At 73.7% G+C, this 21,851-nt stretch carries 24 protein-coding genes; 14 read left to right on the top strand and 10 right to left on the bottom strand.

Going from position 1 to position 21,851, the window contains the following annotated elements:
• Nucleotides 1–11 precede the first annotated feature (11 nt).
• Entirely contained in the window at nucleotides 12–1,298 is a 1,287-nt protein-coding gene (locus HD597_RS24870; protein ID WP_253745113.1) for an MFS transporter, read from the top strand.
• Between the two features lie 34 nt (nucleotides 1,299–1,332).
• Nucleotides 1,333–2,298 (top strand): LysR family transcriptional regulator, encoded by a 966-nt coding sequence (locus HD597_RS24875; protein ID WP_253745114.1) that lies wholly within the window; start codon nucleotides 1,333–1,335, stop codon nucleotides 2,296–2,298.
• 72 nt (nucleotides 2,299–2,370) lie between these two features.
• Here the strand turns inward: HD597_RS24875 and HD597_RS24880 are convergent, their stop codons facing one another.
• Together HD597_RS24880 and HD597_RS24885 are read right to left on the bottom strand one after the other, a co-directional pair.
• Complete coding sequence (locus tag HD597_RS24880; protein ID WP_253745115.1) at nucleotides 2,371–4,191, bottom strand: bifunctional copper resistance protein CopD/cytochrome c oxidase assembly protein; 1,821 nt, start codon at nucleotides 4,189–4,191, stop codon at nucleotides 2,371–2,373.
• Nucleotides 4,192–4,375: 184 nt separating this feature from the next.
• Nucleotides 4,376–6,289 carry a heavy metal translocating P-type ATPase gene (locus HD597_RS24885; protein ID WP_308210689.1) on the bottom strand — a complete coding sequence of 638 codons (1,914 nt, stop codon included), beginning with the start codon at nucleotides 6,287–6,289 and terminating at the stop codon, nucleotides 4,376–4,378.
• Between the two features lie 118 nt (nucleotides 6,290–6,407).
• On the opposite strand from HD597_RS24885, the gene HD597_RS24890 reads away from it, so the two are divergent.
• On the top strand, nucleotides 6,408–6,770 hold the full coding sequence (locus tag HD597_RS24890) for an ArsR/SmtB family transcription factor (RefSeq protein ID WP_253745116.1): 363 nt from the start codon (nucleotides 6,408–6,410) through the stop codon (nucleotides 6,768–6,770).
• Between the two features lie 7 nt (nucleotides 6,771–6,777).
• On the opposite strand, the gene HD597_RS24895 is transcribed toward HD597_RS24890, so the two are convergent.
• The 3 genes from HD597_RS24895 to HD597_RS24905 form a co-directional block, all read right to left on the bottom strand.
• Nucleotides 6,778–7,929: an MFS transporter gene (locus tag HD597_RS24895; protein WP_253745117.1), complete on the bottom strand. Its 1,152-nt coding sequence runs from the start codon at nucleotides 7,927–7,929 to the stop codon at nucleotides 6,778–6,780.
• A gap of 206 nt (nucleotides 7,930–8,135) precedes the next feature.
• On the bottom strand, nucleotides 8,136–8,951 hold the full coding sequence (locus tag HD597_RS24900) for a hypothetical protein (protein ID WP_253745118.1): 816 nt from the start codon (nucleotides 8,949–8,951) through the stop codon (nucleotides 8,136–8,138).
• Between the two features lie 117 nt (nucleotides 8,952–9,068).
• Nucleotides 9,069–9,869 (bottom strand): SDR family NAD(P)-dependent oxidoreductase, encoded by an 801-nt coding sequence (locus HD597_RS24905; RefSeq protein WP_253745119.1) that lies wholly within the window; start codon nucleotides 9,867–9,869, stop codon nucleotides 9,069–9,071.
• 75 nt (nucleotides 9,870–9,944) lie between these two features.
• Between HD597_RS24905 and HD597_RS24910 the strand changes: the two genes are divergently transcribed.
• From HD597_RS24910 to HD597_RS24950, 9 genes are all read left to right on the top strand, one after another.
• On the top strand, nucleotides 9,945–10,520 hold the full coding sequence (locus HD597_RS24910) for a TetR/AcrR family transcriptional regulator (protein ID WP_253745120.1): 576 nt from the start codon (nucleotides 9,945–9,947) through the stop codon (nucleotides 10,518–10,520).
• A gap of 127 nt (nucleotides 10,521–10,647) precedes the next feature.
• Nucleotides 10,648–11,019 carry a YciI family protein gene (locus tag HD597_RS24915; RefSeq protein WP_253745121.1) on the top strand — a complete coding sequence of 124 codons (372 nt, stop codon included), beginning with the start codon at nucleotides 10,648–10,650 and terminating at the stop codon, nucleotides 11,017–11,019.
• 43 nt (nucleotides 11,020–11,062) lie between these two features.
• Complete coding sequence (locus tag HD597_RS24920) at nucleotides 11,063–12,277, top strand: RNA polymerase sigma factor (RefSeq protein WP_253745122.1); 1,215 nt, start codon at nucleotides 11,063–11,065, stop codon at nucleotides 12,275–12,277.
• Nucleotides 12,278–12,559: 282 nt separating this feature from the next.
• Nucleotides 12,560–12,880 carry a WhiB family transcriptional regulator gene (locus HD597_RS24925; RefSeq protein WP_253745123.1) on the top strand — a complete coding sequence of 107 codons (321 nt, stop codon included), beginning with the start codon at nucleotides 12,560–12,562 and terminating at the stop codon, nucleotides 12,878–12,880.
• Nucleotides 12,877–13,128 carry a hexameric tyrosine-coordinated heme protein gene (locus tag HD597_RS24930; protein WP_253745124.1) on the top strand — a complete coding sequence of 84 codons (252 nt, stop codon included), beginning with the start codon at nucleotides 12,877–12,879 and terminating at the stop codon, nucleotides 13,126–13,128. The genes HD597_RS24925 and HD597_RS24930 overlap by 4 nt, the downstream gene beginning before the upstream one ends.
• Before the next feature lie 20 nt (nucleotides 13,129–13,148).
• Nucleotides 13,149–13,289, top strand: coding sequence for a hypothetical protein (locus HD597_RS24935; protein WP_253745125.1), 141 nt, complete (start codon nucleotides 13,149–13,151; stop codon nucleotides 13,287–13,289).
• A gap of 50 nt (nucleotides 13,290–13,339) precedes the next feature.
• The gene (locus HD597_RS24940) at nucleotides 13,340–13,939 is read left to right on the top strand and encodes an MBL fold metallo-hydrolase (protein WP_253759466.1); all 600 of its coding nucleotides are present in this window, start codon (nucleotides 13,340–13,342) and stop codon (nucleotides 13,937–13,939) included.
• Nucleotides 13,940–13,960: 21 nt separating this feature from the next.
• On the top strand, nucleotides 13,961–14,410 hold the full coding sequence (locus HD597_RS24945) for a ferritin-like domain-containing protein (RefSeq protein ID WP_253745126.1): 450 nt from the start codon (nucleotides 13,961–13,963) through the stop codon (nucleotides 14,408–14,410).
• Between the two features lie 140 nt (nucleotides 14,411–14,550).
• Nucleotides 14,551–15,402 (top strand): MBL fold metallo-hydrolase, encoded by an 852-nt coding sequence (locus HD597_RS24950; protein WP_253745127.1) that lies wholly within the window; start codon nucleotides 14,551–14,553, stop codon nucleotides 15,400–15,402.
• A 109-nt stretch (nucleotides 15,403–15,511) separates the two neighbouring features.
• Here HD597_RS24950 and HD597_RS24955 read toward each other — a convergent pair whose 3' ends face one another.
• Together HD597_RS24955 and HD597_RS65940 are read right to left on the bottom strand one after the other, a co-directional pair.
• On the bottom strand, nucleotides 15,512–16,492 hold the full coding sequence (locus HD597_RS24955) for a pentapeptide repeat-containing protein (RefSeq protein ID WP_253745128.1): 981 nt from the start codon (nucleotides 16,490–16,492) through the stop codon (nucleotides 15,512–15,514).
• 79 nt (nucleotides 16,493–16,571) lie between these two features.
• Nucleotides 16,572–16,865, bottom strand: a complete 294-nt coding sequence (locus tag HD597_RS65940) for a beta/alpha barrel domain-containing protein (protein WP_253745129.1) — start codon at nucleotides 16,863–16,865, stop codon at nucleotides 16,572–16,574.
• A gap of 170 nt (nucleotides 16,866–17,035) precedes the next feature.
• On the opposite strand from HD597_RS65940, the gene HD597_RS24965 reads away from it, so the two are divergent.
• Nucleotides 17,036–18,373 (top strand): MerR family transcriptional regulator, encoded by a 1,338-nt coding sequence (locus HD597_RS24965; protein ID WP_253745130.1) that lies wholly within the window; start codon nucleotides 17,036–17,038, stop codon nucleotides 18,371–18,373.
• Between the two features lie 38 nt (nucleotides 18,374–18,411).
• A complete protein-coding gene (locus HD597_RS24970; RefSeq protein WP_253745131.1) occupies nucleotides 18,412–18,669 on the top strand; it encodes a DivIVA domain-containing protein in 258 nt (85 codons plus the stop codon).
• A gap of 46 nt (nucleotides 18,670–18,715) precedes the next feature.
• Here HD597_RS24970 and HD597_RS24975 read toward each other — a convergent pair whose 3' ends face one another.
• The 3 genes from HD597_RS24975 to HD597_RS24985 form a co-directional block, all read right to left on the bottom strand.
• A complete protein-coding gene (locus HD597_RS24975; RefSeq protein ID WP_253745132.1) occupies nucleotides 18,716–19,027 on the bottom strand; it encodes a hypothetical protein in 312 nt (103 codons plus the stop codon).
• A gap of 78 nt (nucleotides 19,028–19,105) precedes the next feature.
• Complete coding sequence (locus HD597_RS65945) at nucleotides 19,106–20,311, bottom strand: cytochrome P450 (protein ID WP_253745133.1); 1,206 nt, start codon at nucleotides 20,309–20,311, stop codon at nucleotides 19,106–19,108.
• A gap of 214 nt (nucleotides 20,312–20,525) precedes the next feature.
• Entirely contained in the window at nucleotides 20,526–21,809 is a 1,284-nt protein-coding gene (locus HD597_RS24985) for an ABC transporter substrate-binding protein (protein WP_253745134.1), read from the bottom strand.
• Nucleotides 21,810–21,851 lie beyond the last annotated feature (42 nt).

A 21,851-nucleotide genomic window follows, 5' to 3' on the forward strand; every position in this document is an offset into this window, starting at 1 on the left:
GACTGGCCCGCATGACGACGCTCCAGGCCGCGCCGGCGCGGGCCACCTACCGTGAGGTGTTCGCGGTGGGCCAGTTCCGCGTGCTGTTCACCGGCTACACGCTCTTCCTCGGCGGCGAGACGGTGAAGATGCTCGCGCTCTCGGTGACCGTCTACGCCGGCACCGGCTCGTCCCTGCTGGCGGCGCTGGCCTACGTCGCCGGCTTCCTGCCGTACGCCCTCGGCGGCACACTGCTGCTGGCGTACGCCGACCGGTGGCCGCCGCGGGCCGTGATGGCCGGCTACGACCTGGTCCGCGCCGCGGTCGCCGCCGTGCTCGCCGCCGGGCTGCTCTCCCCCACCGCGATGCTGGTGCTGGTGTTCGTCACCGGCGTCCCCGGCGCGGTCGCCTCCGCGGCACGCGGCGCGCTGCTGCCCGAACTGCTCGACGGCGACCGGTACGTGCTCGGCCGGGCCGTCTTCTCCATGGCCGCCGGCGGCACGCAGGTGCTCGGCTTCGCCGTGGGCGGGATGCTGATCGCGGCGCTCGGCCCGTACGGGGCGCTCTGGATCACCGTGGCGAGCTGCCTGCTGTCCGCCGCGCTGCTGCGCCTGCGCCTGTCCGGGCGGCCGCGCCGCGCCCCGGCCGCGGGATACGCGGTACGCGAGACCTGGCGCGTCAACCGCGAGCTGCTGCGCCGGCCGGCGATCCGTTCGCTGCTGCTGGCCCAGTGGCTGCCGCCCGCGCTCGTGGTCGGCGCCGAGGGCGTGCTCGTCCCGTACGCGGCCCGGATCGGCGAGCCGGGCTCGGCCGGGCTGCTGTTCACCGCCGTGGCGCTCGGCATGCTCACGGGCGACCTCGTGATCGGCCGCCTGCTCCGGCCGCGGCGGAGGGAACGGCTGGCCGGGCCGCTGGCGCTGCTGCTCGGCGCGCCGCTGCTCGGCTTCGCGCTCTCGCCCGGCCCGGTCACCGCGGCGCTGCTCCTCGCCGTGTCCGGGTTCGGGGTCGCGTACCAGCTGGGGCTGGCCCGGCGTTTCCTGGAGGCGGTGCCGGAGGCGAGCCGAGGCCAGGCCTTCGGGCTGGCGCTGACCGGGACCATGACGTTGCAGGGGCTGTTCGCGGCCGGCGGCGGGGCGCTGGGCGAGGTGGCAGCGCCCGGCCTGGTCGTCGGCGCGGCGGGCGCGGCGTCCCTGCTCGCGGTGGCGGGTCTCTGGCGGGTGCTCGCCGGCGGCGTCGCCCGCGCTCCCGCCGACGGCCTGCCCGGACGCGACGGCCTCGCGCATGCCGCCCGGGTGAGCCCGGCGGAGCCGGCACCCTGAACGGGCGACGCCCCCTCCACATCTGATCTTGGGGATGGACGTGACGCGGGTGGCCGGGGCATGCTGTGGCGTGCTGTTCCGCCAGCTGGAATACCTCGTCGCCCTGGCCCGCGAGCGCCACTTCGCGCGCGCCGCCGCGGCCTGCCACGTCTCCCAGCCGTCGCTGTCGGCGGCGATCCGCAAGCTCGAACGCGAGCTGGACGTGCCCCTCGTGCGGCGCGGGCAGCGCTTCGCCGGGCTCACCCCGGAGGGCGAGCGGGTGGTGTTGTGGGCGCACCGCATCCTGGCCGACGCCGAGGCGCTGCGTCAGGACCTGTCGCGAATGCGCGCGGGGCTGTCGGGGACGCTGCGGATGGGGGCGATCCCGACCGCGCTGACCGCCGCGTCGCTGCTGACCACGCCGTTCTGCGAGCAGAATCCGCACGTACGGGTGATGCTCACGTCTCTGTCGTCGCGGGAGATCGCGCGGCAACTGGCCGACTTCGAAATCGACATGGCCATGACCTACCTCGACGACGAGGAGGACGACCTCGCCGAGGTCCGCTCCATCCCGCTGTACGAGGAGCGCTACCTGCTGCTCACCCCCGCCGACGGCGAGCTGGCCGGCCGGCGGGTGGCGCGGTGGGCGGAGGTCGCGGCGCTGCCCCTGTGCCTGCTCGCCCCCGAGATGCGCAACCGCCGCATCCTGGACGCCAACTTCCGCCAGGCCGGGGCGGTGGCCGTACCGGCGATCGAGACCGACACCGTCTCGGCGCTGTTCGCGCACGTGGCGACCCACCGCTGGTCCAGCGTGATCGCGCACGCCTGGCTGCACATGTTCGGCGTCCCGGAGGGCATGCGCGTGGTCCGGCTGGAGCGCCCGGCCCGCGAGCCGCGGGTCGGGCTCGTCCTGGCCGGTGGGGGGCCGGAGCCGGTGATGGCCGGAGCCGTGCTGGACATCGCCCGCGACCTCGACCTGCGCGAGGTGTTCGACCGGCTCGCCCGCGAGCACCTGTCATAGACGGCTCCTGTCAGGCGATCGAGACAGCCCGCCGGCCACCCGTGGCGGACGCCGGGGCCGAGGTGCTCGAGCTCATCCGGGAGCTGCGGGGGCCCTGCGAGCCAGCGGCACGAGCGTGAAGGCGGCGGCCAGCAGGAAGACGACCCCGGCCAGCCGCTGGTCGGTACGGAGATCAGGCGCCCCCGGCGGTGCCACCACGGAGAACCAGTCCTCCGCCACAGGCGTCCCGAGCAGCAGGAAGACGCTCATGGCCAGCTGCACCATGACTACCGAGCCGAGCAGCGCGACGCGGACGGACCGGGAGATCGGGCGCGGCAGCGGGTCCACGCCTGCCAGCATCCAGAACACCACCAGCCCGCCGGCGAGGAACAGCGCCCCGGTGAGCAGGTGCGGCACGTGCCGGAACAGGGCCCACTGCAGCCACCCGGTGCGATACAGCAGCGGAAAGGCGATCAGGTAGGCGACCGGCAGGAGCGCCGGCCACCAGACCGGAAGCCGGGAGCCGGGAGCACCGTCCCGCGAGGAGCGGCCGGTGGCCCGGGCGAGCAGCGTGAGCGGCGCCCCCAGGCACAGCAGCAGCGGGGCGGCGACCGCGAGCACGGTCAGCTGCAGCGCCTGCATCGACAACATCGCCCGCGCGTATCCTCCGACGCCGCTGAGCAGGACCAGCCCGATCAACGCCAGGCCCGCGCACCAGGCGACCGTACGGCCGCGTGGCCAGGAGCCGGCCCGGCGCACCCCCACCAGATAGCCGACCGCAGGCAGAGCCAGCACCAGGAGGACCATCGGGTCCGGGCGGGCCTCGGTGAGCAGCGCGGTGGGGGTGAAAGGGGCCAGGTCGTACTCCAGCAGGCCGTCGTGCCCGCCGCCCTGCGCCGGCGGCGGCGTACGGGACAGCCCCACGGCCAGCGCCATCGCCACGCCCATGACGACCAGCTCGCCCACCGCGAGCCGGACGAAGACGTGCCGCACGCCGCGGTCGGCCACGTGCCCGACCGTGCGGCGACGATGAGCCAGGCCGAACAGGGCGAGGACGCCGAGAGCGGCGGTCTTGGCGAGCAGGAACCAGCCGTATTCGCTTCGCCACAGGTCCGACGGGGCGTCGAGCCGCACCCACGCGGCGGCGGCGCCCGAGACGGCGACCCCCGCGAAACAGCACAGGGCGATCGTGCTGAACCTGCGCAGCACCACCCGCAGGTCCTCGGAGCGGCGGAAGTGCGCCAGCACCGCTCCCAGCCCGCCCACCCACAACGACATGGTGATCAGGTGCGTCATCAGGCCGGACAGCGCGATGTCGTGGTCGGCGGCGGAGGCCGCGTGCCCGACGTAGGTGACGGGCAACATCGCGAACACGGCGACGGCCAGCGGGATCGCCTTCGGCAGCCACGGCAGCCGCATGACCACGGCGGCCACCACGACCGCGGCCAGGACCAGCGGCAGGACGCGCGCCTGGAGGATCATCATGCCGTCGCCGAGCAGCTCAGGAGAGGCGAGCAGGTCCGCGACGGGCACCGCGACCACGTCGGACACGGTGAGCAGGTAGCTCAGCACGATGGTGACCGCCCAGCCCGTCGCCCAGCGGCCCGCCGCGCGCACGCAGGCGGCCCTCTCCGGCGAGCCGGCGGGTGCGAGAACGGCCGCTCCCAGCAGCGTCCCCACCGTTCCGACCGCGCACACGTCGTAGCAGAACCGGACCAGCGGCAGCCCCCACGCGGTCAACGGCCCCGCGTCCGGCAGCCCGGCGATCTCCGGCTCCGCTCCCCTGCCCGACGCGATCGCCAGCGCCACCAGCCCGGCGGCGATCAGCGCCGCGCCCGCGCAGAGGCGCCTGCCACGCCCGTCCCGGAGGGCCGGCCAGGCGACCCGGGACGGCACCTGCCCGCTCTCGTGCATCGGATGAGCCCTCCCTCCGGCCGGACCGCCCTGCGGTCGGTCCCACGCGTACATGGGGATACGCGACGTGGCCTCGACCGGTTCGGTCCCGCGCGTACATGGGGATACGCGACGTGACCTCGACCGGTTCGGTCCCGCGCGCAACCCGACGCCGCGCACGACGAGAGAGCGCGAGTGCCGATCGCTACGAGGCGGCGGCCCGGCGCCAGGCGGCCTGGCGCAGCAGGCGCAGGCCGTTGAGGCCGACGATGACGGTGGAGCCCTCGTGCCCGGCGACGCCGAGCGGCAGCGGGAGCTCGCCCAGCAGGTCCCAGGCCACCAGCACGGCGATGAACGTGGCCGCGATGACGAGATTGGCCACGATCAGGCGGCGGGCACGGCGGGCCAGCGCGATCACGGCGGGCACGGCGGCCAGCTCGTCCCGGGTGATGACCGCGTCGGCGGTGTCCAGGGCGAGATCGGAGCCGGTGCGGCCCATCGCGATGCCGACGTGGGCCGTGGCCAGGGCGGGCGCGTCGTTGACGCCGTCGCCCACCAGCGCCACCCGCGCGCCGCGTTCCTGAAGGTGCCGTACGGCCTGGACCTTGTGCTCGGGCAGCAACTCGGCGCGGACATCGGCGTCGCGCAGGCCGGCCGCACCGGCCACCCTGGCGGCGGTCCGCGGGTTGTCGCCGGTCAGCAGCACCGGCGCGGTCCCGGTGACCGCGACGGTGTGGGCGACGGCCGCGGCGGCGCCGGGCCGCACGCGGTCGGCCAGGGCGAGCACCGCGACGGGCTTGCCGTCCACCCGCATGACCACCGTGCTGTATCCGGCCTCCTCCAGTTCGGCCACCGCCGCGGCGGGCTCGCCGTCCTGCGGCGGGGACGCCGCGGGCCGGCCGATCTCGACCAGCAGCCCGCCGGCGCGGGCCCGCACGCCGGAACCGGGCACGGCCTCGAACGTCTCCGCGCCGCTCCAGGTCAGCCCCCTGGCCCGAGCGGCTCGGACGATGGCCTGCCCGAGCGGGTGTTCCGAGCCCTCCTCCGCCGCCGCGGCCAGCGCGAGCAGGGCATCGGCGCCGGTCTCGGCGGTGGGCAGCGGGCGGAGCTCGGCGAGATGGGGACGGCCCTCGGTGAGGGTGCCGGTCTTGTCGAAGGCGACCTGGGTGACGGTGGCGAGCTGCTCCATCGCCACGGCGGACTTGACCAGCACGCCGTTGCGCCCGGCGGTGGCCATGGCGGCCAGCAGCGGCGGCATGGTGGCCAGCACCACCGCGCACGGTGAGGCCACGATCATGAACGTCATGGCCCGCAACAGCGCCTCCTGCAGCGGCACGCCCCAGGCCAGCGGCAGCGCGAAGACGGCGAGCGTCGCGGCGACCATGGCGACGGAGTAGCGCTGCTCGACCTTCTCGATGAACAGCTGCGTGCGGGCCTTGGTGGCGCCGGCCTGCTCGGCCATGGCCACGATGCGGGCGATCACCGTGTCGGCCGCGGGCCGGGTCACGCGCACCCGCAGCACGCCGACACCGTTGAGGGTGCCGGCGAACACCTCGTCCCCGGGCCGTTTGTCCACCGGCAGGCTCTCGCCGGTGATGGTGGCCTGGTCGACGTCGCTCGCGCCGGTCTCGACCCGGCCGTCCGCGCCGATGCGCTCGCCGGGGCGCACCACGATGAGCTCGCCCACGTTCAGGGCGGCGGTGTCGACGACCTCCTCCGCGCCTGTCTCCGTCAGCCGGGTGGCCTGCTCGGGGGCCAGGTCGAGCAGGCCGCGGACGGAGTCCTCGGTGCGTTTGGTCGCCACGGCCTCCAGCGCGCCGGAGGTGGCGAAGATGACGATGAGCAGCGCGCCGTCGAAGACCTGCCCGATCGCGGCGGCGCCGATGGCGGCGACCACCATGAGCAGATCGACGTCCAGCGTCCGCTCGCGCAGCGCCCGCAGCCCGGCCAGGCCGGGCTCCCAGCCGCCGGCGGCGTAACAGGCCAGGTACAGCGTCCACCACAGCCAGGGAGGGGCCCCGGCGAGCTGGGCGATGCCGCCGGCGGCGAACAGCGCGGTGGCGGCGAGGGCCCAGCGGACCTCGGGCAGGGATCCGGCTCCGGTCCGCCACCACGTCACGGCGCGGGAGGGTGGAGCGGCCGGGGGCGACGTCCTGACATCAGCAATCACCGTGCCAGCGTATATGCGTAGCTATGCAGGTACGCAAGTAGCAGGATTGGGAGGTATGCTGGCGTCCATGCACACGTCGCTGCCCGACTTCGACATGCCCAACGAGGAGCAGGTGCACCTGGCGGCCGAGTCGTTCCGGCTGCTGTCCGACCCGACCCGCATCAAGATCCTGTGGGCGCTGCTGCAGGGCGAGTCTTCGGTGGCCTGCCTGGCCGAGCTCGCCGACGCCGCCCCCAGCGCGGTCAGCCAGCACCTGGCCAAGCTCCGGCTGGCCGGGCTGGTCAAGGGCCGCAGGGAAGGCACCTTCGTCTACTACAGCGCCGCCGACGAGCACGTGCGCCGTCTGCTCACCGAAGGCCTCTTCCACGCCGACCACATCGACCGCGGCGAGAGCGCCTCCCCCGCGCACCGGGCAGGCGCCGTCTCCTGAACCGGCGTCATCGGGTCGTCCCGCGTCCTGTACGACGGCGCCCACGGAGCAGCCGGCCGCCGAGGAGGGCCGCGCAGGAGCCGACGGTCAGCAGCCCGCCGGTGAGGAACGCGCCCCGCACCCCGGCGAGCGGCAGGACCAGCGCCCCGATCGCGGCCCCCGCCGCGATGCCGGCGTTGTAGGCGCCGGAGTTCGCCGCCAGGGCGAGGTCGGTGCGGCCCGGCGCGCAGTGCAGCATCGCGTTCTGCGTGGCCATGAACACCGGCCCGAGCGCACCGCCCATCAGCATCAGGAACACCACCGCCGCCGGCTGATGAGCGCCGAACGCGTACAGGCCGAGCATGCCTCCCGCCTGCGCGGCCACGGCGGCAGCCAGCGCGGGCTGCGGAAAGCGGTCCAGGAACGCCCCGGTGACGCTCACCCCGGCCAGGCACGCGACGCCGAACCCCACGAACAGGACGCTGACCGTGCCCGGGGAGAACCCGCTCACCTCGCCCAGGAAGATGACGATGTAGGTGTATCCCGTGAACGCCCCGGTGGCGGACAAGGCTCCGGCCGCCAGCACCGTCCCGAACCGCCGCGCGTCGGGGCTGGTCGCGTAGGCGGCGGGCTCCTCTTCCGGGCGCGACGTCGGCAGCAGAACGGCGATCGTCACCAGGCAGACGAGCCCCAGAGCCGCCAGCAGGGCGATGGGCACCTGCCAGTGGCTCTGCCGGCCCAGCCAGGTGCCGGCGGGAACACCGAGCACGAGGGCGAGCGAGCCGGCGACGGACAGCGCCCCGACCACCCGCCCCCGGGCCTCGGGCGCGAACAGGCCCACCGCGACCGGCCCCATCACGGCCCAGAACAGCGCCTGGGCGAGCGCGGTCAGCAGCCGCGCCAGGAGGAGCTGCCAGTAGGCGGTGGCCAGCGCCGCCACGAGGCTGGACACCACGAGCGCGGCCAGCAGTCCCGTGAGCACATGGCGCCGGGGTACGGCCCGCATGACGTGGGCGATCGGCACGGACGCGACGGCCACCGTCACGCCGTAACCGGTGACCAGGAGACCGACCGCCGACAGGGACACCCGCAGGTCTTCGGAGATGAGCTCCAGGAGGCCGACCGGCAGGTTCTCCGCGGTGTTGAAGGTGAGGGCCGCCAGCATCAGAGCTGCGAGCACCGCATGCCTGTGCCATGGAGCCGGCTGTCGCGCGATCTTCCGATCGCTTCCCGGTCTCGCGCATCGCGCCTGCTCAGTGGCACCGTCCATACGGATACCCCACCAAGCCCGCCGGCCCCGCCGCAACCGGATTCAGCCGCGGGCGGCGGACCGCCGTCCGGCGCGCGCCGATGGCCTTGGTGATGGAGGCGGGGCTGACCGCCTCATCATCCTGGCCCCGCCGACCCGGGCAGGAACGCGGCGGCCGCGCTGGACAGGAGCGGCCCGAGGATCACCAGGCCCGTCTGCAGGTCGGTCATGAGGTTGTGGTCGACCTCCAGGACCTGCTCCAGCTTCATGCGCTCCTCGGCCCGGCCGAGCACCGTCGCGGCGTCGTCGGCGTCCCGGAGCGGCACCAGTTCGTCGCACAGGCGGTGGCCGGCCTCGCGCAGCGCGGCGCGGGCCGGACCGTACGCCAGGGCCACCAGCAACGACCCGGTGCCGCCGAAGATCAGGATGATCCCGCGCGACGACAACGGGGCGGGAGAGGCGCCGAGCGCGAGCGTCGCCAGGGCCACCAGCGAGCCGACCGCGCCCAGCAGCCGCCGCAGCAGCCGCCGGAAGGCGATCAGCGCGGCCACCCGCGCGCCTGGCCCGCCGTCCAGCGCCCCGGCCGACCGGCGGATGCCCGACATCGTCATCGTGACCGGAAGGGCGCCCAAGCACGCGATCACCGAGAGCCCCCAGCCCCGCCAGCCCGCGCGCGTGCCCGGGGAGACGATCAGGGCGAGCACGACCAGCAGGAGGGCCACCAGAACCAGGGCGCCGAGCGGCCGGGCCACCTCGCGGACGCGTACGGGGCACACGGCCGCCAGCTCTCTCCAGCGCTGGACACCATGGGCGAACACGGCGCCGGAGGCGGCGCTGAGCGCCAGGGCGAGGGCCGCCCACACCTCCCACCCCGCGGCCGCCTTGTAGGCGGACGTGAGCACGATCGCCGAGCCGAGTGCGAGCGCCGTCACGACGGCGACCGGTCGGAGCACGGGTACCACCCCCCGCCACGGGTCGGAGCCGGGCGGCGATCCTGTCAGACGCTCCGGCCGGTGTCCATACCGGCCACCCGCGCACCGTGGTCTCAGAAGGCGCCGCGCACCGTTCTCTCAGAAGGCGCCCCGCACCGTGCCACCGTCGACCCGGATCGTCGCGCCGCTGATGTACTCGGCGTACGGGCCGCACAGGTAGGCGACGGCCCCCGCGATCTCGTCCGGCCTGCCGTAACGCACCCGATCGTTGGGCACGATCTCGCGGACCGAGTTGTACTCGATCTCTTCCCAGGTCTCACCCCAGCCGCGGCCGGGCGACAGCTTGACCAGGAAGTCCCGCACGGCCGGGACGAGGATCGCGCCGGGCGCCACGACGTTGGAGGTGACGCGGGTGCCGGCCAGCTCGCGGGCGAGCGAGACGGCCAGGTTGTGCCGGGCCGCGAGCGAGGCGTTGTAGTGCGGGTGGCCGCTGAACGGCTGGGTGGCCAGGCCGCCGCCGATGGTGATCACCCGCCCGTAGTCGCGTTCCCGCATGAGGGGGACGAGGCGCTGGATCATCCGCACGCCGGACACGACGTTGATGTTGTAGGTGTCCTGCCAGATGTCCGGAGTGGCGTCGGTCCAGCTCAGGTGCTCGTAGGCGCCGGCGTTGTTGACCAGGACGTCGATGGCGCCGCCGGCCAGCGCGGCCCCGGCCGTCGCGTCCGCGCCGGCGTCGGTGGCCAGGTCGCCCACCGCGATCGAGGCGTTGCCGCCGTCGCTGGTGATGGAGTCGGCGACGGCCTGGGCCCGCTCGGCGCTGCGGCCGTGGATCACGACGGCGGCGCCTTCCCGGGCGAGGAGCCGGGCCGTGGCCTCACCGAGCCCGGACGTCGACCCGGTGATCAGCGCGCGACGTCCGTTGAGCTGCAGATTCATCAGGATTCCTTCGAGTCACACTTTGTCTACACTCGTAGACTAGCACCTCAAGTTAACACCTGTAGACTTGCCTTCATGACGCGCCTCACCGCCCGGCCGCGCAATGCCGCGGCCACCCGGCAGGCCATCCTGACCTCGGCGATCACGGCCTTCACCCGGCACGGCTACGACGGCGTGGGCGTCCGCGACATCGCCGCGGACGCGGGAGTGACCGCGATGCTCGTCAACCGCTATTTCGGCTCCAAGGAGGGGCTGTTCACCGAGGTGGTGGACGTCTGCTTCGCGGAGCCCACGATGGTCCCGCCCGATCCGGGCGATCTGGCGGCCGAGACCGCCCGTGCCCTGGTGGCCCGCACCGCCCTCGATGCGGACCATCTCGGGCCGTTCGAGCTGATGCTCAAGTCCGCGGCCAACCCGAGAGCGGCGGAAGTCATCCGCGCCGGCATCGCCAGGCACGTGGGCGCCCGGTTCACCGCCGCCCTGGACGGTCCCCAAGCCGGGGAACGCGCCGAGCTGGGGCTCGCCCTCCTGGCGGGTACCTGGCTGATGCGCCGGCTCATCGGCACCCCGGCGCTGCGCGAGGCCGATCCCGACCTGCTGGCGGCTCAGATCACCCGCATGCTGGCGGTGGTCGTCGAACCGCCTGCCTAGGTGGCGGCCCGTCACGCGGACCGGCCTTCGCGAGAAGAAGTCACTGAGCCGTGTCGATCCGCGGGCCGCTCGTTCGACAAGTGGGTGCGCGGGCCGAGGGACGGCCCCGCCGGACGAGGAGAACACGATGCCGAAGTACCTGCTGATCATGCGGGGCACCGACGAGTCGAACGCGGCCATGATGGCCGGCATCGAGGAGATGATGGCCAGGACCCACCGGTTCATCGAGGAGATGGTCAAGGCCGGCGTGCTGCTGGCGGCGGAAGGGCTGGACGACCCGGGCCAGGGCGTCGTGGTCGACTTCAGCGGCGAGGCCCCGGTGGTCACGGACGGGCCCTACGGCGAGACCAAGGAGCTGTTCGGCGGCTTCTTCCTGCTCGACGTCGCCTCGAAGCAGGAGGCGGTCGAGTGGGCCAAGCGGGTTCCGGCGGCACGGGGGGCCAAGGTCGAGGTCCGGCGGGTGCCCGGGAGCGACGAGGTCCCGCAGGCCGGCGAGTGATCATCGAGGAGCGGGCCGGGCGCGGGAACGGCGGCCGGAGCTGATGGGCCCGGCCGAGGTCGAGGCCGTCTGGCGGATCGAGTCGGCGCGGATCGTCGCCGCGCTGACCCGGTTCACCGGCGATTTCGGGCTGGCCGAGGACGCGGCCCAGGAGGCGGTGGCCGAGGCGCTGGTGTCGTGGCCGCTCGCCCCTCCGGCGAACCCGGCCGGCTGGTTGAGGGCCACGGCCCGGCGGCGGGCGATCGACGCGATCCGCCGCCGGGCCGCCCTCCAGGACCGATACGCCCTGCTGGCGGCCGGCTCGGCGCCTGCCGGCGAAGTGGATCCCGACAGGATCGATGACGACGTGCTGGCGCTGATGTTCATCAGCTGCCACCCGGTGCTCTCCCCCGAGGCCCGGGTCGCGCTGACCCTGCGCGTGGTCGGCGGCCTGTCCAGCGAGGAGATCGCGCGCGCGTTCCTCGTACCCGTGCCGACCGTGCAGGCCCGCATCACCCGGGGCAAGAAGACGATCGCGGCGGCCGGGGTGCCGTTCGAGCTGCCGCCGGCCGACGAGCGCAGGCAGCGGCTGGGCGGCGTGCTCAGCGTCCTCTACGTGATCTTCACGGAGGGCTCGACGGCCACGTCGGGCGACCGGCTGCTGCGCCCCGAGCTCGCGTACGAGGCGATCCGGCTGGCCCGCACGCTGGCCGCGTTGCAGCCGGACGAGCCGGAGGTGCACGGCCTGCTGGCGTTGTGCGAGCTGACGGCCGCGCGCTTCCCGGCCAGGACCGCCCCGGACGGATCGCCGGTCCTGCTCGACGAGCAGGACCGGCGGCGGTGGGACTTCTCGGCGATCCACCGCGGGCTGGCCGCGCTGGCCAAGGCGGCGGCCCGCGGCCTCGGCCCCTACGGCCTGCAGGCCGCGATCGCCGCCACCCACGCGTCGGCGCCCTCGGTCGAGGCGACCGACTGGGACCGGATCGTGGTGCTCTACGAGGCGCTCGGCCGGGTCGCGCCCTCGCCGGTGGTCGAGCTCAACCGGGCCGTCGCCGTCGCCATGGCCTCGGGGCCGGCGCAGGCCCTGGCCCTCGTGGACGAGCTGATCGCCTCGGGCCGGCTCGCGGGCTCGCACCTGGTTCCGTCCGTACGCGGTGAGCTGCTGGCCCGGCTCGGACGGCGGCCGGAGGCGCGCGCCGAGCTGGAACTGGCGGCCCGGCTGTGCGCCAACCAGCGCGAACGCTCGGTGCTGCTGCGCAAGGCGGCCGAACTGAGCTGACGTGGGCTTGCCCGGCCGGCCGCTCGTCCGGCTCGGCGGAAGCCGTCAGCATCAGGCCTGCGGCGCCCAGGTGCAGTCATCTGACCGATTGCCGCCGGGCCCCGCGGATCTAGCGTCGACCCCACGACCACGAGCCGGAAGGATTCGCGATGCACCACCTGAGCACGGCCGACGCCACGCAGATCGCCGACCACGCCCTCGTCAGGGCCCTGGACCGCCCCTGATGTCGGGGCCGGTTCCCGCGGCCCCTGACCGCGGAGGCCGACCCCGGGAGGGACTCGCATGATCGAGATCAGTCTGCGCTGGGCGGACCGGGCCGCGTGCGGCACGCACGACCCGGACCTGTTCTTCCCGCTGGCCTGGGAGACCCTCAGCACGGCCCAGGCCGCCGACGTCCGGAGCATCTGTGCCGCCTGCGCCGTCCGGCGCCCCTGCCTCGAATGGGCGCTGGCCACCGGCGAGGCGGACGGCATGTGGGGCGGCGTCACTCCCAGGGAGCGCCGCCGGATGAGGGCCGCCCGCAACCTCCGCACCCCGCCAGAAGCACCCGCACCCCACGCACTCGCCCGACAGCGCACACCGGAAAGGCCGGCATCCGCATGACCCGCGTTCCCGACGAAGGCATGATCCTCGTCCCCGGCGGCACCCTCATCACCGCTACCCCGGAAGAGGGCCGGGCCCTGGCCATCGTCCTCGCCCGCCACACCGTCCACACCGTCCAGCCCGACCTGGAGACCCTGCAGGCCGGGCGCGCCCGGTACGGCGGCGACCCGCTGGGGCTGATCGCCGCCGCCCAGGTGGTGGCGCTGGAGTTCGCCACCATCGCCGCGGCCAACGGCTACTGGCGCTGACCCCTCGAAGGAGAGCCCTCATGACGGAGGTCCGGTTCACCCACATCGGCGGTCCCACGGTCCTCATCGAGTTCGGCGGCTGGCGGCTGCTCACCGACCCGACCTTCGATCCCCCGGCCGCACCTACCCCTTCGGCTGGGGAACCTCCTCCCGCAAGCTGACCGGCCCCGCCATCGACCCCGCCGACCTGCCGGACATCGACGCCGTCCTGCTGTCGCACGTGCACCACGGTGACAACCTCGACGACGCCGGACGCGCCCTGCTGCCCGCCGCCGGCACGATCGTGACGACCTCCTCCGGCGCCCGCTCCCTGCCGCACCCGGCCCGCGGCCTGCGAGCGGGCGGGACGACCCGCCTGGAGGCTCCCGGCAGGCCGCCCATCGACATCACCGCCACCCCGTGCCGGCACGGGCCCCCGCTGAGCAGGCCGATCGTGGGCGAGGTCATCGGCTTCGCGCTCACCTGGCCGGGCCAGGAGCACGGGCCCCTCTGGATCACCGGCGACACCGTCCACCACCGCGCGCTGCGCCGGGCCGCCGCCGTGATCCGGCCGGGCACGATCCTGCTGCACCTGGGCGGGGTCGCCTTCCCCCTCACCGGGCCGCTGCGCTACACCATGACCGCGCGGCAGGCCGTACGGCTGTGCGAGGCCCTCTCCCCGCGTACGGTCCTGCCGGTCCACTACGAGGGCTGGCAGCACTTCCGGCAGGGCCACGACGGCATCGAGCAGGACCTCCGGAGTGCGCCGGACCGCATCAGCGGCCTGTTCCACTGGCTGCCTCTGGGCACGGCCGACCAGATACACCTCTGACCGCCGCAGAAAGGACCATCCATGACCACCGCCACTCAGCTGGACAACCTGGCCATCGCCGCGTTGCAGGACATGCTCATCAACGTCGCGGAGCTGGCGTCCCAGGCCAAGCAGGCGCACTGGAACGTCCGCGGCGCCGCGTTCCTCACCGTGCACCAGTGGCTGGACGACCTCGCGCAGAACCTGCGGGCCCACGCCGACACGCTGGCCGAGCGCATCGCCGCCCTCGGCGGCTGGCCGGACGCCTGCAGCGAGACACTGAGCGAGCGCAACTCCCTGGAGTCCCTGCCGTTCGGCGCGCTCACCACAGGCCAGGCGCTCGCCGCCATGGACAACGGCCTGGGACGCGTCGCCGCCGGGGCCGCGGCATGGCTGCGTAACCCGGCGGTCGACCAGGTGACCGCCGACCACCTCACCGGCCTGTGCCGGGACGTCCAGAACCAGCAGTGGCTCGCCCGCGCCCAGCAATGAGCCACAGCACTGCGCGGGGTGTCTCGTCGGGCGGAGGGGCACGGGAGCTGTCATGGATGCCGAGGAATCACGCATGCCGGGGCCCGCGAGTGGCGAGGCGGGTCGGCACCCGTGTCCAGGCGCATGGCATGATCGCGGCCATGTCCCCCAGCGTTCCCCGCCTCCGGATCGGCTCGGCCGAGATCATCGCCCTCGCCGACGCCGACGGCCCGTTCTTCTCGCCGCGCGCCGAGGCCTTCCCCGAGGCCACGGCCGCTCAGTGGGCCGAGGCCGACCGCTATGACCCGGGCGCGGTCGACGCCGGGGGCCGCTGGCGGCTGCACTTCCGCGCGTACGCGATCCGCAGCGACAAGGGCCTGACCATGGTGGACGCCGGGATCGGCCCGGCGGACAGCCCGGCCGGCTCGTGGGCGCCCGTGCCCGGCGTGCTCCCCGAGTCTCTCGCCGCCGCGGGCATCGACCCGGCCGAGGTCGACACCGTGGTGCTCACGCATCTGCACACCGACCACGTCGGATGGGCGGTCGTGACCGAGGCCGCCGTCCCGTCGGCGGGCGGCGCCCCCGCTCCCGGCACCGGCGGCCGCCGCCCCTACTTCCCGAACGCCGAATACCTGCTCCAGCGGGCCGAGTTCGACGCCCTCGACGCGCTCAACCCGCAGCTGCGCGAGACCCTCACCGGCCCGCTCGCGGCGGCCGGCCGGCTCCGGCTCCTCGACGGGGACACGCCGCTGCGCGCCGGCCGCACGGTCGCCACGCCCGGCCACACGCCGGGGCACCAGAGCGTGCTGGTCACCGACGGGCGCGAGCAGGTGCTCATCACCGGCGACCTCCTGGTGCACGCGCTCCAGTTGCTCCACCCCGAGCTCGCCTACTCGCACGAGATCGACCCCGAGGCGGCCCGGCACTCAAGAAAGCGCATGCTCAGCCGCGAAGCCGTCACCACGCTGCACCTGGCGGCCCCGCACCTGACGGAGCCGTTCATCAGGGCGTGATCGCGGCGTCTCGGGTGCCGGAGCGGCCCATCGCCGAGACGATGACGACGCCTTGCGGCGGAAACGGCACGATCAGCCTTGGACGGCAGCGCGCTCACGCCTACCGGCGTCACCCGGCGTGGAGAGGCTCGGGGTTCTGGTCCAGCGGTCCGCCGAGCTTGTGGGGCGGCCCGCATGATTGCGGTTCGACCCGCCTCCCTCCGAACCGGGTGGCCGAGTCGGTGCCGGCGACGGCCCGGATCTGGTCCGGGGTCATCCCGCTCACGCCCCGCAGATCGGCGCCGCGCAGATCGGCTCCGGACAGGTCCGCCCCTGTCAGGTCGGCTCCGGACAGCTCGGCGAGCCGCAGGTTCGCCTTGCTCAGGTCCGCGCCACGGAGCCGGGCGTAGGTGAGGCACGCCTGCGGCGCGTACACACTGCTCAGGTTCGCGTCCCACAACCCGGCCCACGTCAGATCGGCCCCCTCCAGGTTCGCGCGGCTCAGCCGGATTCCGTCGAGCGCCGCGCGAGGGAAGCGGACCTGGGAGAAGTCGGTGAGCGGGTCTCCCACGACAGCCAGACCAGAGGCGACGGTAAGGGCCGCGTGGACGTCCGGCGGCAGGTCCGCGATGGTCCGGACCACGGCGAGGTCGTGGATCGAGGCAGTGCACTGCCGCGCGGGCCGTGGCGTGCACAGGTCGTGGTTGCGGACGTACGCCGCCAGCACGTCGCGCACGGTGAGGCGGTCCCTGGGGGAGTCGGCGGCGATCCGCTGCAGGGCATAGATCCCGCCGAAGCGCACATCGGCCGCGGGTGAGGCGAGTTGTTCGACCGCTTTGGTGTACCGGTCGGTGATCTGGCCCTCGCGCGCGGTTCGCAGCTCCTCCTGCCCGTTCCGCAGCGTCACCGCGGTCATGATCAGGCTGCCGGCGGTGAAGAGGGCGCCCAGCAGGATCCCGACGCTGTTGAACCACTGGTGACGGTTCAGCCGCCGGCGTTCGCGCCACTGGTCGTCGCGCTGCCGTCGGGCCTCCAGCAGTTCCAGGCGCTTTTCGACCGGTAACCCGTCGAGCTCTTCCTGGGTGGGCTCGGCGATGCGAGTAGCTTCCATGCAGGGATGGCACCGCACCTTGGCTGATGTGACAAGGATGAGCCGTTCCCTGTCACGACAGCGCTGAAGGCGCCGCGGCTCACCGCGCGACCGCCGTGGCGAACCAGCGGGTGATGGTCGTCGGGTGGGTGATGGCCGTGCCGATGACGGCGTGCGCGCCGAGCCCGACCGCCTCGGCCGCCTGCTCCGCCAGGTGGTATCGCCCCTCGGCGATGACCGGGACGGGCACCTCGCGGGCGAGCTCCGCGACCAGGTCGAGGCCGGGGCCGGGACGGACCTGCGCGTCCGGTGAGGGTCCGGACGGGCGGGCCAGGGAGTTTCCTGCGCCGGCCGGGAGTACGGGGTGTGGCCCGACCAGGGTCGTCCCCACCACGTCCGTCGAGCAGGGCGAAGGCGAGGCGGGCGGCACCGAGGAGGGCGGCGGCGTACGCGGCGGCGACCAGCAGGACGTCGGCGTACGCGGCGGCGGCGTGAACGAGAGCAGGCGGTGGAGCGCAGCACCGGCGCCGCCCTCTACAGCGGCACGCGGCCGGCTGCTCCACCATGGCCGTGCTCGCGAACGGCCAGATCGGCGTGCTCTACGAGATCGGCGACACCGGCGGCATCGTCTTCGACCGGGTCTCGCTCGACTGGCTGAAGACCGCCTGGCCCGGGCCGCCCGGCGACCGCGGTCACAGGCTCGCCGAGGCGCTCGGGGCGCCTCGGCCCGCTGCCGTGAGCCGGGTACTTGACCCTCACGTGGCGTCAGGCGGCATAGTCGGGGCCGTGGAGGACCACTGGACCGTGGGGCGCGTGGCCGGGCTGGCCGGTGTGAGCGTCCGCACGCTGCATCACTATGACGAGATCGGGCTCGTCCGGCCGTCGGCGCGGACGGCGGCCGGCTACCGGGCCTATTCGGCGCGCGACGTGCAGCGGCTGCGGGAGGTGCTGGCCTACCGGCGGCTGGGCTTCGGGCTGCGGGAGATCGCGGCGCTGGTCGGCGACCCGTCCACCGACGCGGTCGCGCACCTGCGCCGGCTGCGCGGCCTGCTGCTGGAGCGGCGCGATCGTGCTGACGCCATGGTGGCGGCCATCGACAGGGAGCTGGAGGCACGGGCGAAGGGACTGAAGGTGACACCGGAGGAGCAGTTGGAGATGCTCGGCGCACGGCTGTACGACGCGATCGGCGGCGCCTACACCGCGACCCGGCGTACCGAGCCGCGGATCGCCGCGCAGATCTGGGCCGCGCTCGGCGACGCGCGGACGGTGCTGAACGTCGGGGCCGGCACCGGCTCCTACGAGCCCGCCGATCGCGACGTGACCGCGGTGGAGCCGTCGGCGGTCATGCGGGGTCAGCGCCCCGCCGGCGCGGCGCCGTGCGTGGCCGCCGCCGCGGAGAGCCTGCCGTTCGACGACCGGTCCTTCGACGTCGCCATGGCCGTCTCCACCGTTCACCACTGGGCGGACCCGATCGCGGGGCTGCGCGAGATGCGGCGCGTGGCCCGCCGCGTGGTGGTGCTCACGTTCGACACCGACGAGCCCGGATGGCAGGACCGGTTCTGGCTCACCCGCGACTACCTGCCCGAGTTCGCCGCCGTCCTCGACGGCTTTCCGTCGCTCGCCGGGATGGCCGGCGCGATCGGCGCCCGCGCCGAGCCGGTGCCCATCCCGTGGGACTGCGCTGACGGCCTGTTCGAGGCGTACTGGCGCCGCCCGGCGGCCTATCTGGAGGAGCCCGTACGCCGGGCGATGTCGGTGTGGACGAGGGTGGGGCCGCAGGCCGAGCGGCGGGCGGTGCGCAGCCTCGGCGACGACCTCGAGTCCGGCCGGTGGGCCGAGCGCAACAGCGACCTGGCCGGCCTCGACGCGGCCGACCTCGGCCTCCGCCTGCTCATCGCCTGAACCGCGCGGGCCGGACCGGCCGCCGTACCATTGATCTCATGGACGATCAGTTACCCTGGCCCTTCGCGGAGCCACGCCCCGGCTACGAGTTCGATGTCGTGATCCGTGGATACGACCCGCATCAGGTGCACGAGCTCCTCATCCGCGTCGAGAAGACGCTGGACGGGACGGCGGCGGAACGCATCGAGGCGGACGACGTCGGCGGTGCCGTGCTGAAGGTCAGGCTGCGCGGTTACCACCGCGGGCAGGTGGACGCCGCGCTGGCGGACTGCGCCCGCAGGCTGCGGGAGTCCTGACCCGAGCGCCTTGTCGTGCCCGGCCGCCATGGGCCGGGTCAGAGGCTCAATCGTTTCCGCGGCGAAGACGGCCGCGGTGCCGGAACGCCAGCGACTCGATCGCGAACGCCAGAACGGCGAGCATGACGCCCAGGACGAGCCAGTGCTCGAACCACTGGGCGCCGACGCCCCACCCCCACGCTTCGGCGGCCAGGCTCTGCGGGTCGCCCGCGACGATGCCGGCGAGGTGCGTGAACACGATCCAGGCGGCGACGGCTGCCGTCAGCCAGTTCCTCCAGGCAGGGTTTCGATCCGCGCCGATGGCGTTGTCCCTGCGCAAGCGGGCGCGCGTCGCGCCTGGGAAGCGTCGATCGGCCATGAGATCACTATGACAGGCCGGCCGTCCGCGGCAAGGGCCGCATCACACACCGCGGACGGCAGTCATCCGGCCCCTGGATCAGCCGAAGCGCAGCGGCAGCGCCTCGGGGCCCTGGATTCCGAGCGGTCCGGGCCAGGTCAGCGGCCCCACCACGGACGGCGGTCCCAGCCGGGCGGCGAGGACGGACAGCGCCTCGCCGACCTCGACGCGGGCCAGAGCGGCGCCCAGGCAGTGGTGCGGGCCCGCGCCGAACTGCAGCGGGGGCACGTCCCTTACCGCGGTGATGTCGAACCGGTCGGCGTTCTTGTACGCCCGGGGGTCGCGCTGCGCGGCCTGCACGCACATGGTGAGGTACATCCCCTTCTCGACCGCGAGCCCCTTGTAGTGGAAGTCCTCGGCGGCGAAGCGGTAGACGCTGCCCGTCGAGGGCCGCCAGCGCATCACCTCCTCGACGGCCCGGGCCGCGAGCTCGGGCTGCCGGCCGAGGAGGGCCCACTGCCCGGGGTGCTGCGAGAAGGCGACCATGGCGTTGGCGAGCTGGTGCCGGGTCGTGTCGTGGGCGGCGAACACGAGGGTGACCAGGAGGTTGCGCAACTCGGCCCGGCTGACCTGGCCGTCGCCGGCCTGGTAGGCCGCGACCAGGTCGGAGCTGAGGTCGTCGGCCGGCCGGGCGATCTTGTCGTCGATCAGGTGGTCGGCGTAGTCGTTCAGGCCGTTGACCGCGCTCTCCAGCCGGGCCACGACGTCACCGCCGCCGGACAGGCCGAAGACCAGGCCGAGGTCGGCGGTCCAGGTGCCGAAGCTGTCGTAGTCCTCTGGCCGCACGCCGAGCAGCCGGCACATGACCGCGAGCGGCAGGTGGATGCCGAACTCGGCGACGAAGTCGTGCGTGCCGCCGTCGTCGAGACGGTCGGTGAGCCGCTCGGCCTGCTCGCGGATGAACGGCCGCAGCAGCGCCATCCGGCGGGCGGTGAACGCCTTGTTCATCAGCCCGCGCAGGCGGCGGTGCTCGTCGCCGTCGTGGTTGACGATCATCGGCACGAACCAGTCGTAGATCGGGCCGCCGGTGATGCCGTGCGTGTTCATGTACCGCCGGCCGTCGTGGGTCAGCCTGCGGTCGCGCAGCAGGTCGTTGGCCTCCTCGTAGCGGAGCACGAGGAGGCCGAAGGGGCTGTCGGCGTACCAGCTCTCCGCCTGCGCTGTGTAGACCTCCGGGGCCTCGAAGGTGAACGCCGGGTCCAGGACGTCGAGGAACGGGACGTTCGGGGCTGCGGGTGTCGCCACGCCATCCTCCTTGCGGAATCTCGCCTGCGTCGCCGGGTGCGCCCCCAGCCTCTTCCGGCATCGCCCGGCAGGAAAGTGACGCTCTACTGACCTTCTGAATATCGGTCAGCTCCGCAGTGAAGAGCCGCAGGTCGCCACCATTAGGGACGGCGGCCGGCCGCCCCCGGGCCTGTTCGCCGGGGGCGCCGGATGCGGGCGGGCGCCGCGACGGCTCTCAGCCCGCGATCATGGTGTTCGCCTCGGCGATGAACTTCTGCGCCACGTCGTCCGGGCTCATCCGCTCGAACACGACCTCCTCGGAGTACCGCTTGATGAGGTTCTCCATGTCGCTGGACCCCTTCGGCGGCGCGGCGGGCGGGTCGGCGAGCTCGCCACGGATCTCCTCCACGAACGCCTTGGCCTTCCGGTCCGCCTCGGGCAGCTTGCCCTCGACCGACGCCAGCACCTTGGAGCTGGCAGGCAGGCCGCGATCGCTGAGGATGACCGCCCCCGCCTCCGGATCGTTGATCATGAAGTCGATGAACTTCGCTGCCTCGGCCGGGTGCTCGGACGTGGCCGAGGCGGTGTAGAACATGGCCGGCTGCAGGAACATGCCGCCGGTGGCCGCGCCCGCGAGCTTCGGCATCCGCAGCAGCTCCAACGGCCGGCCGGACACCTTGGCGGCCGTGCCGAGGACGTTGGTCCAGGCCATGGCCATCGCGCCGGTGTTGGTGCCGATCAGCGTCTGCTCGATGCCGTTGTCGTAGATCTCGGAGCTCTTGGCGGCGTCGGGGGAGCCCTTGGCCGAGATCAGCTTCTGCGTGATGGCCCACCAGTCCTTCATGGTCTGCGGCGACACCCCGAGCTTGTTGCCGTCGTAGAGCTTCTCGCCCTTCTGCGCGGCGTAGATCTGCAGGTAGGCGGGGTTCCAGGCGAGCTGCGTACCCATGACCTTGCCGCCGCTGTCAGCGGTCACCGTGGAGCACAGCTCGACGAAGTCGTCCCAGGTCCAGGCGCTGTCGTCGGGAAGCTCCAGCCCGGCCTCCTCGACCAGGCCCGGATTGGCGAGCACGGCGTAGGCGTTGACGCCGGTGGGGATGGCGAACTGCTTGCCGTCGATCGCGCCGGTGGTCAGTACCTTGGCGTCGAGGTCGGCGGTGCCGACCTTGCCGGTCAGGTCGGCGAGCGTGCCGCGGTCGGCGTATTCGCGCAGGGCGCGGATCTCCAGGGTGATGACGTCAGGGGCGTCGCCGCCGGCCACCTTGGTGGACAGCGTCTCGTAGTAGCTGGGGAAGTCGGAGAACTCGCCCTCGACGTCGATGGCCGGGTTCTTCGCCTCGAACTTCCTGATCGCCTCTTCGGTCATCTTCTGCCGGGCGTCGCTGCCCCAGTAGGAGAAGCGCAGCTTGACCTTGCCGTCGGCGGTCTCTCCGCCGCCGCTGCCGCCACAGGCCGCGGTGACCGCGAGCACGGCGGTGGCGAGCAGCGCCGCCGTCCACGTCTTCCGGTAAGAACGCATGGCCTTACCTCCTTCGTCGAAGGGCGAGTGAACTACGTCAGG

The sequence above is a fragment of the Nonomuraea thailandensis genome, assembly GCF_024172165.1.
In the GTDB taxonomy this organism is placed as follows: domain Bacteria; phylum Actinomycetota; class Actinomycetes; order Streptosporangiales; family Streptosporangiaceae; genus Nonomuraea; species Nonomuraea thailandensis.

Coding starts and splice junctions, on each gene's coding strand:
- HD597_RS24870 (WP_253745113.1), top strand. CDS start 12: ATGACGACGCTCCAGGCCGCGCCGGCGCGGGCCACCTACCGTGAGGTG.
- HD597_RS24875 (WP_253745114.1), top strand. CDS start 1,333: ATGGACGTGACGCGGGTGGCCGGGGCATGCTGTGGCGTGCTGTTCCGC.
- HD597_RS24880 (WP_253745115.1), bottom strand. CDS start 4,191: ATGCACGAGAGCGGGCAGGTGCCGTCCCGGGTCGCCTGGCCGGCCCTC.
- HD597_RS24890 (WP_253745116.1), top strand. CDS start 6,408: ATGCACACGTCGCTGCCCGACTTCGACATGCCCAACGAGGAGCAGGTG.
- HD597_RS24905 (WP_253745119.1), bottom strand. CDS start 9,869: ATGAATCTGCAGCTCAACGGACGTCGCGCGCTGATCACCGGGTCGACG.
- HD597_RS24910 (WP_253745120.1), top strand. CDS start 9,945: ATGACGCGCCTCACCGCCCGGCCGCGCAATGCCGCGGCCACCCGGCAG.
- HD597_RS24915 (WP_253745121.1), top strand. CDS start 10,648: ATGCCGAAGTACCTGCTGATCATGCGGGGCACCGACGAGTCGAACGCG.
- HD597_RS24920 (WP_253745122.1), top strand. CDS start 11,063: ATGGGCCCGGCCGAGGTCGAGGCCGTCTGGCGGATCGAGTCGGCGCGG.
- HD597_RS24925 (WP_253745123.1), top strand. CDS start 12,560: ATGATCGAGATCAGTCTGCGCTGGGCGGACCGGGCCGCGTGCGGCACG.
- HD597_RS24930 (WP_253745124.1), top strand. CDS start 12,877: ATGACCCGCGTTCCCGACGAAGGCATGATCCTCGTCCCCGGCGGCACC.
- HD597_RS24935 (WP_253745125.1), top strand. CDS start 13,149: ATGACGGAGGTCCGGTTCACCCACATCGGCGGTCCCACGGTCCTCATC.
- HD597_RS24945 (WP_253745126.1), top strand. CDS start 13,961: ATGACCACCGCCACTCAGCTGGACAACCTGGCCATCGCCGCGTTGCAG.
- HD597_RS24950 (WP_253745127.1), top strand. CDS start 14,551: ATGTCCCCCAGCGTTCCCCGCCTCCGGATCGGCTCGGCCGAGATCATC.
- HD597_RS24955 (WP_253745128.1), bottom strand. CDS start 16,492: ATGGAAGCTACTCGCATCGCCGAGCCCACCCAGGAAGAGCTCGACGGG.
- HD597_RS24965 (WP_253745130.1), top strand. CDS start 17,036: ATGGCCGTGCTCGCGAACGGCCAGATCGGCGTGCTCTACGAGATCGGC.
- HD597_RS24970 (WP_253745131.1), top strand. CDS start 18,412: ATGGACGATCAGTTACCCTGGCCCTTCGCGGAGCCACGCCCCGGCTAC.
- HD597_RS24975 (WP_253745132.1), bottom strand. CDS start 19,027: ATGGCCGATCGACGCTTCCCAGGCGCGACGCGCGCCCGCTTGCGCAGG.
- HD597_RS24985 (WP_253745134.1), bottom strand. CDS start 21,809: ATGCGTTCTTACCGGAAGACGTGGACGGCGGCGCTGCTCGCCACCGCC.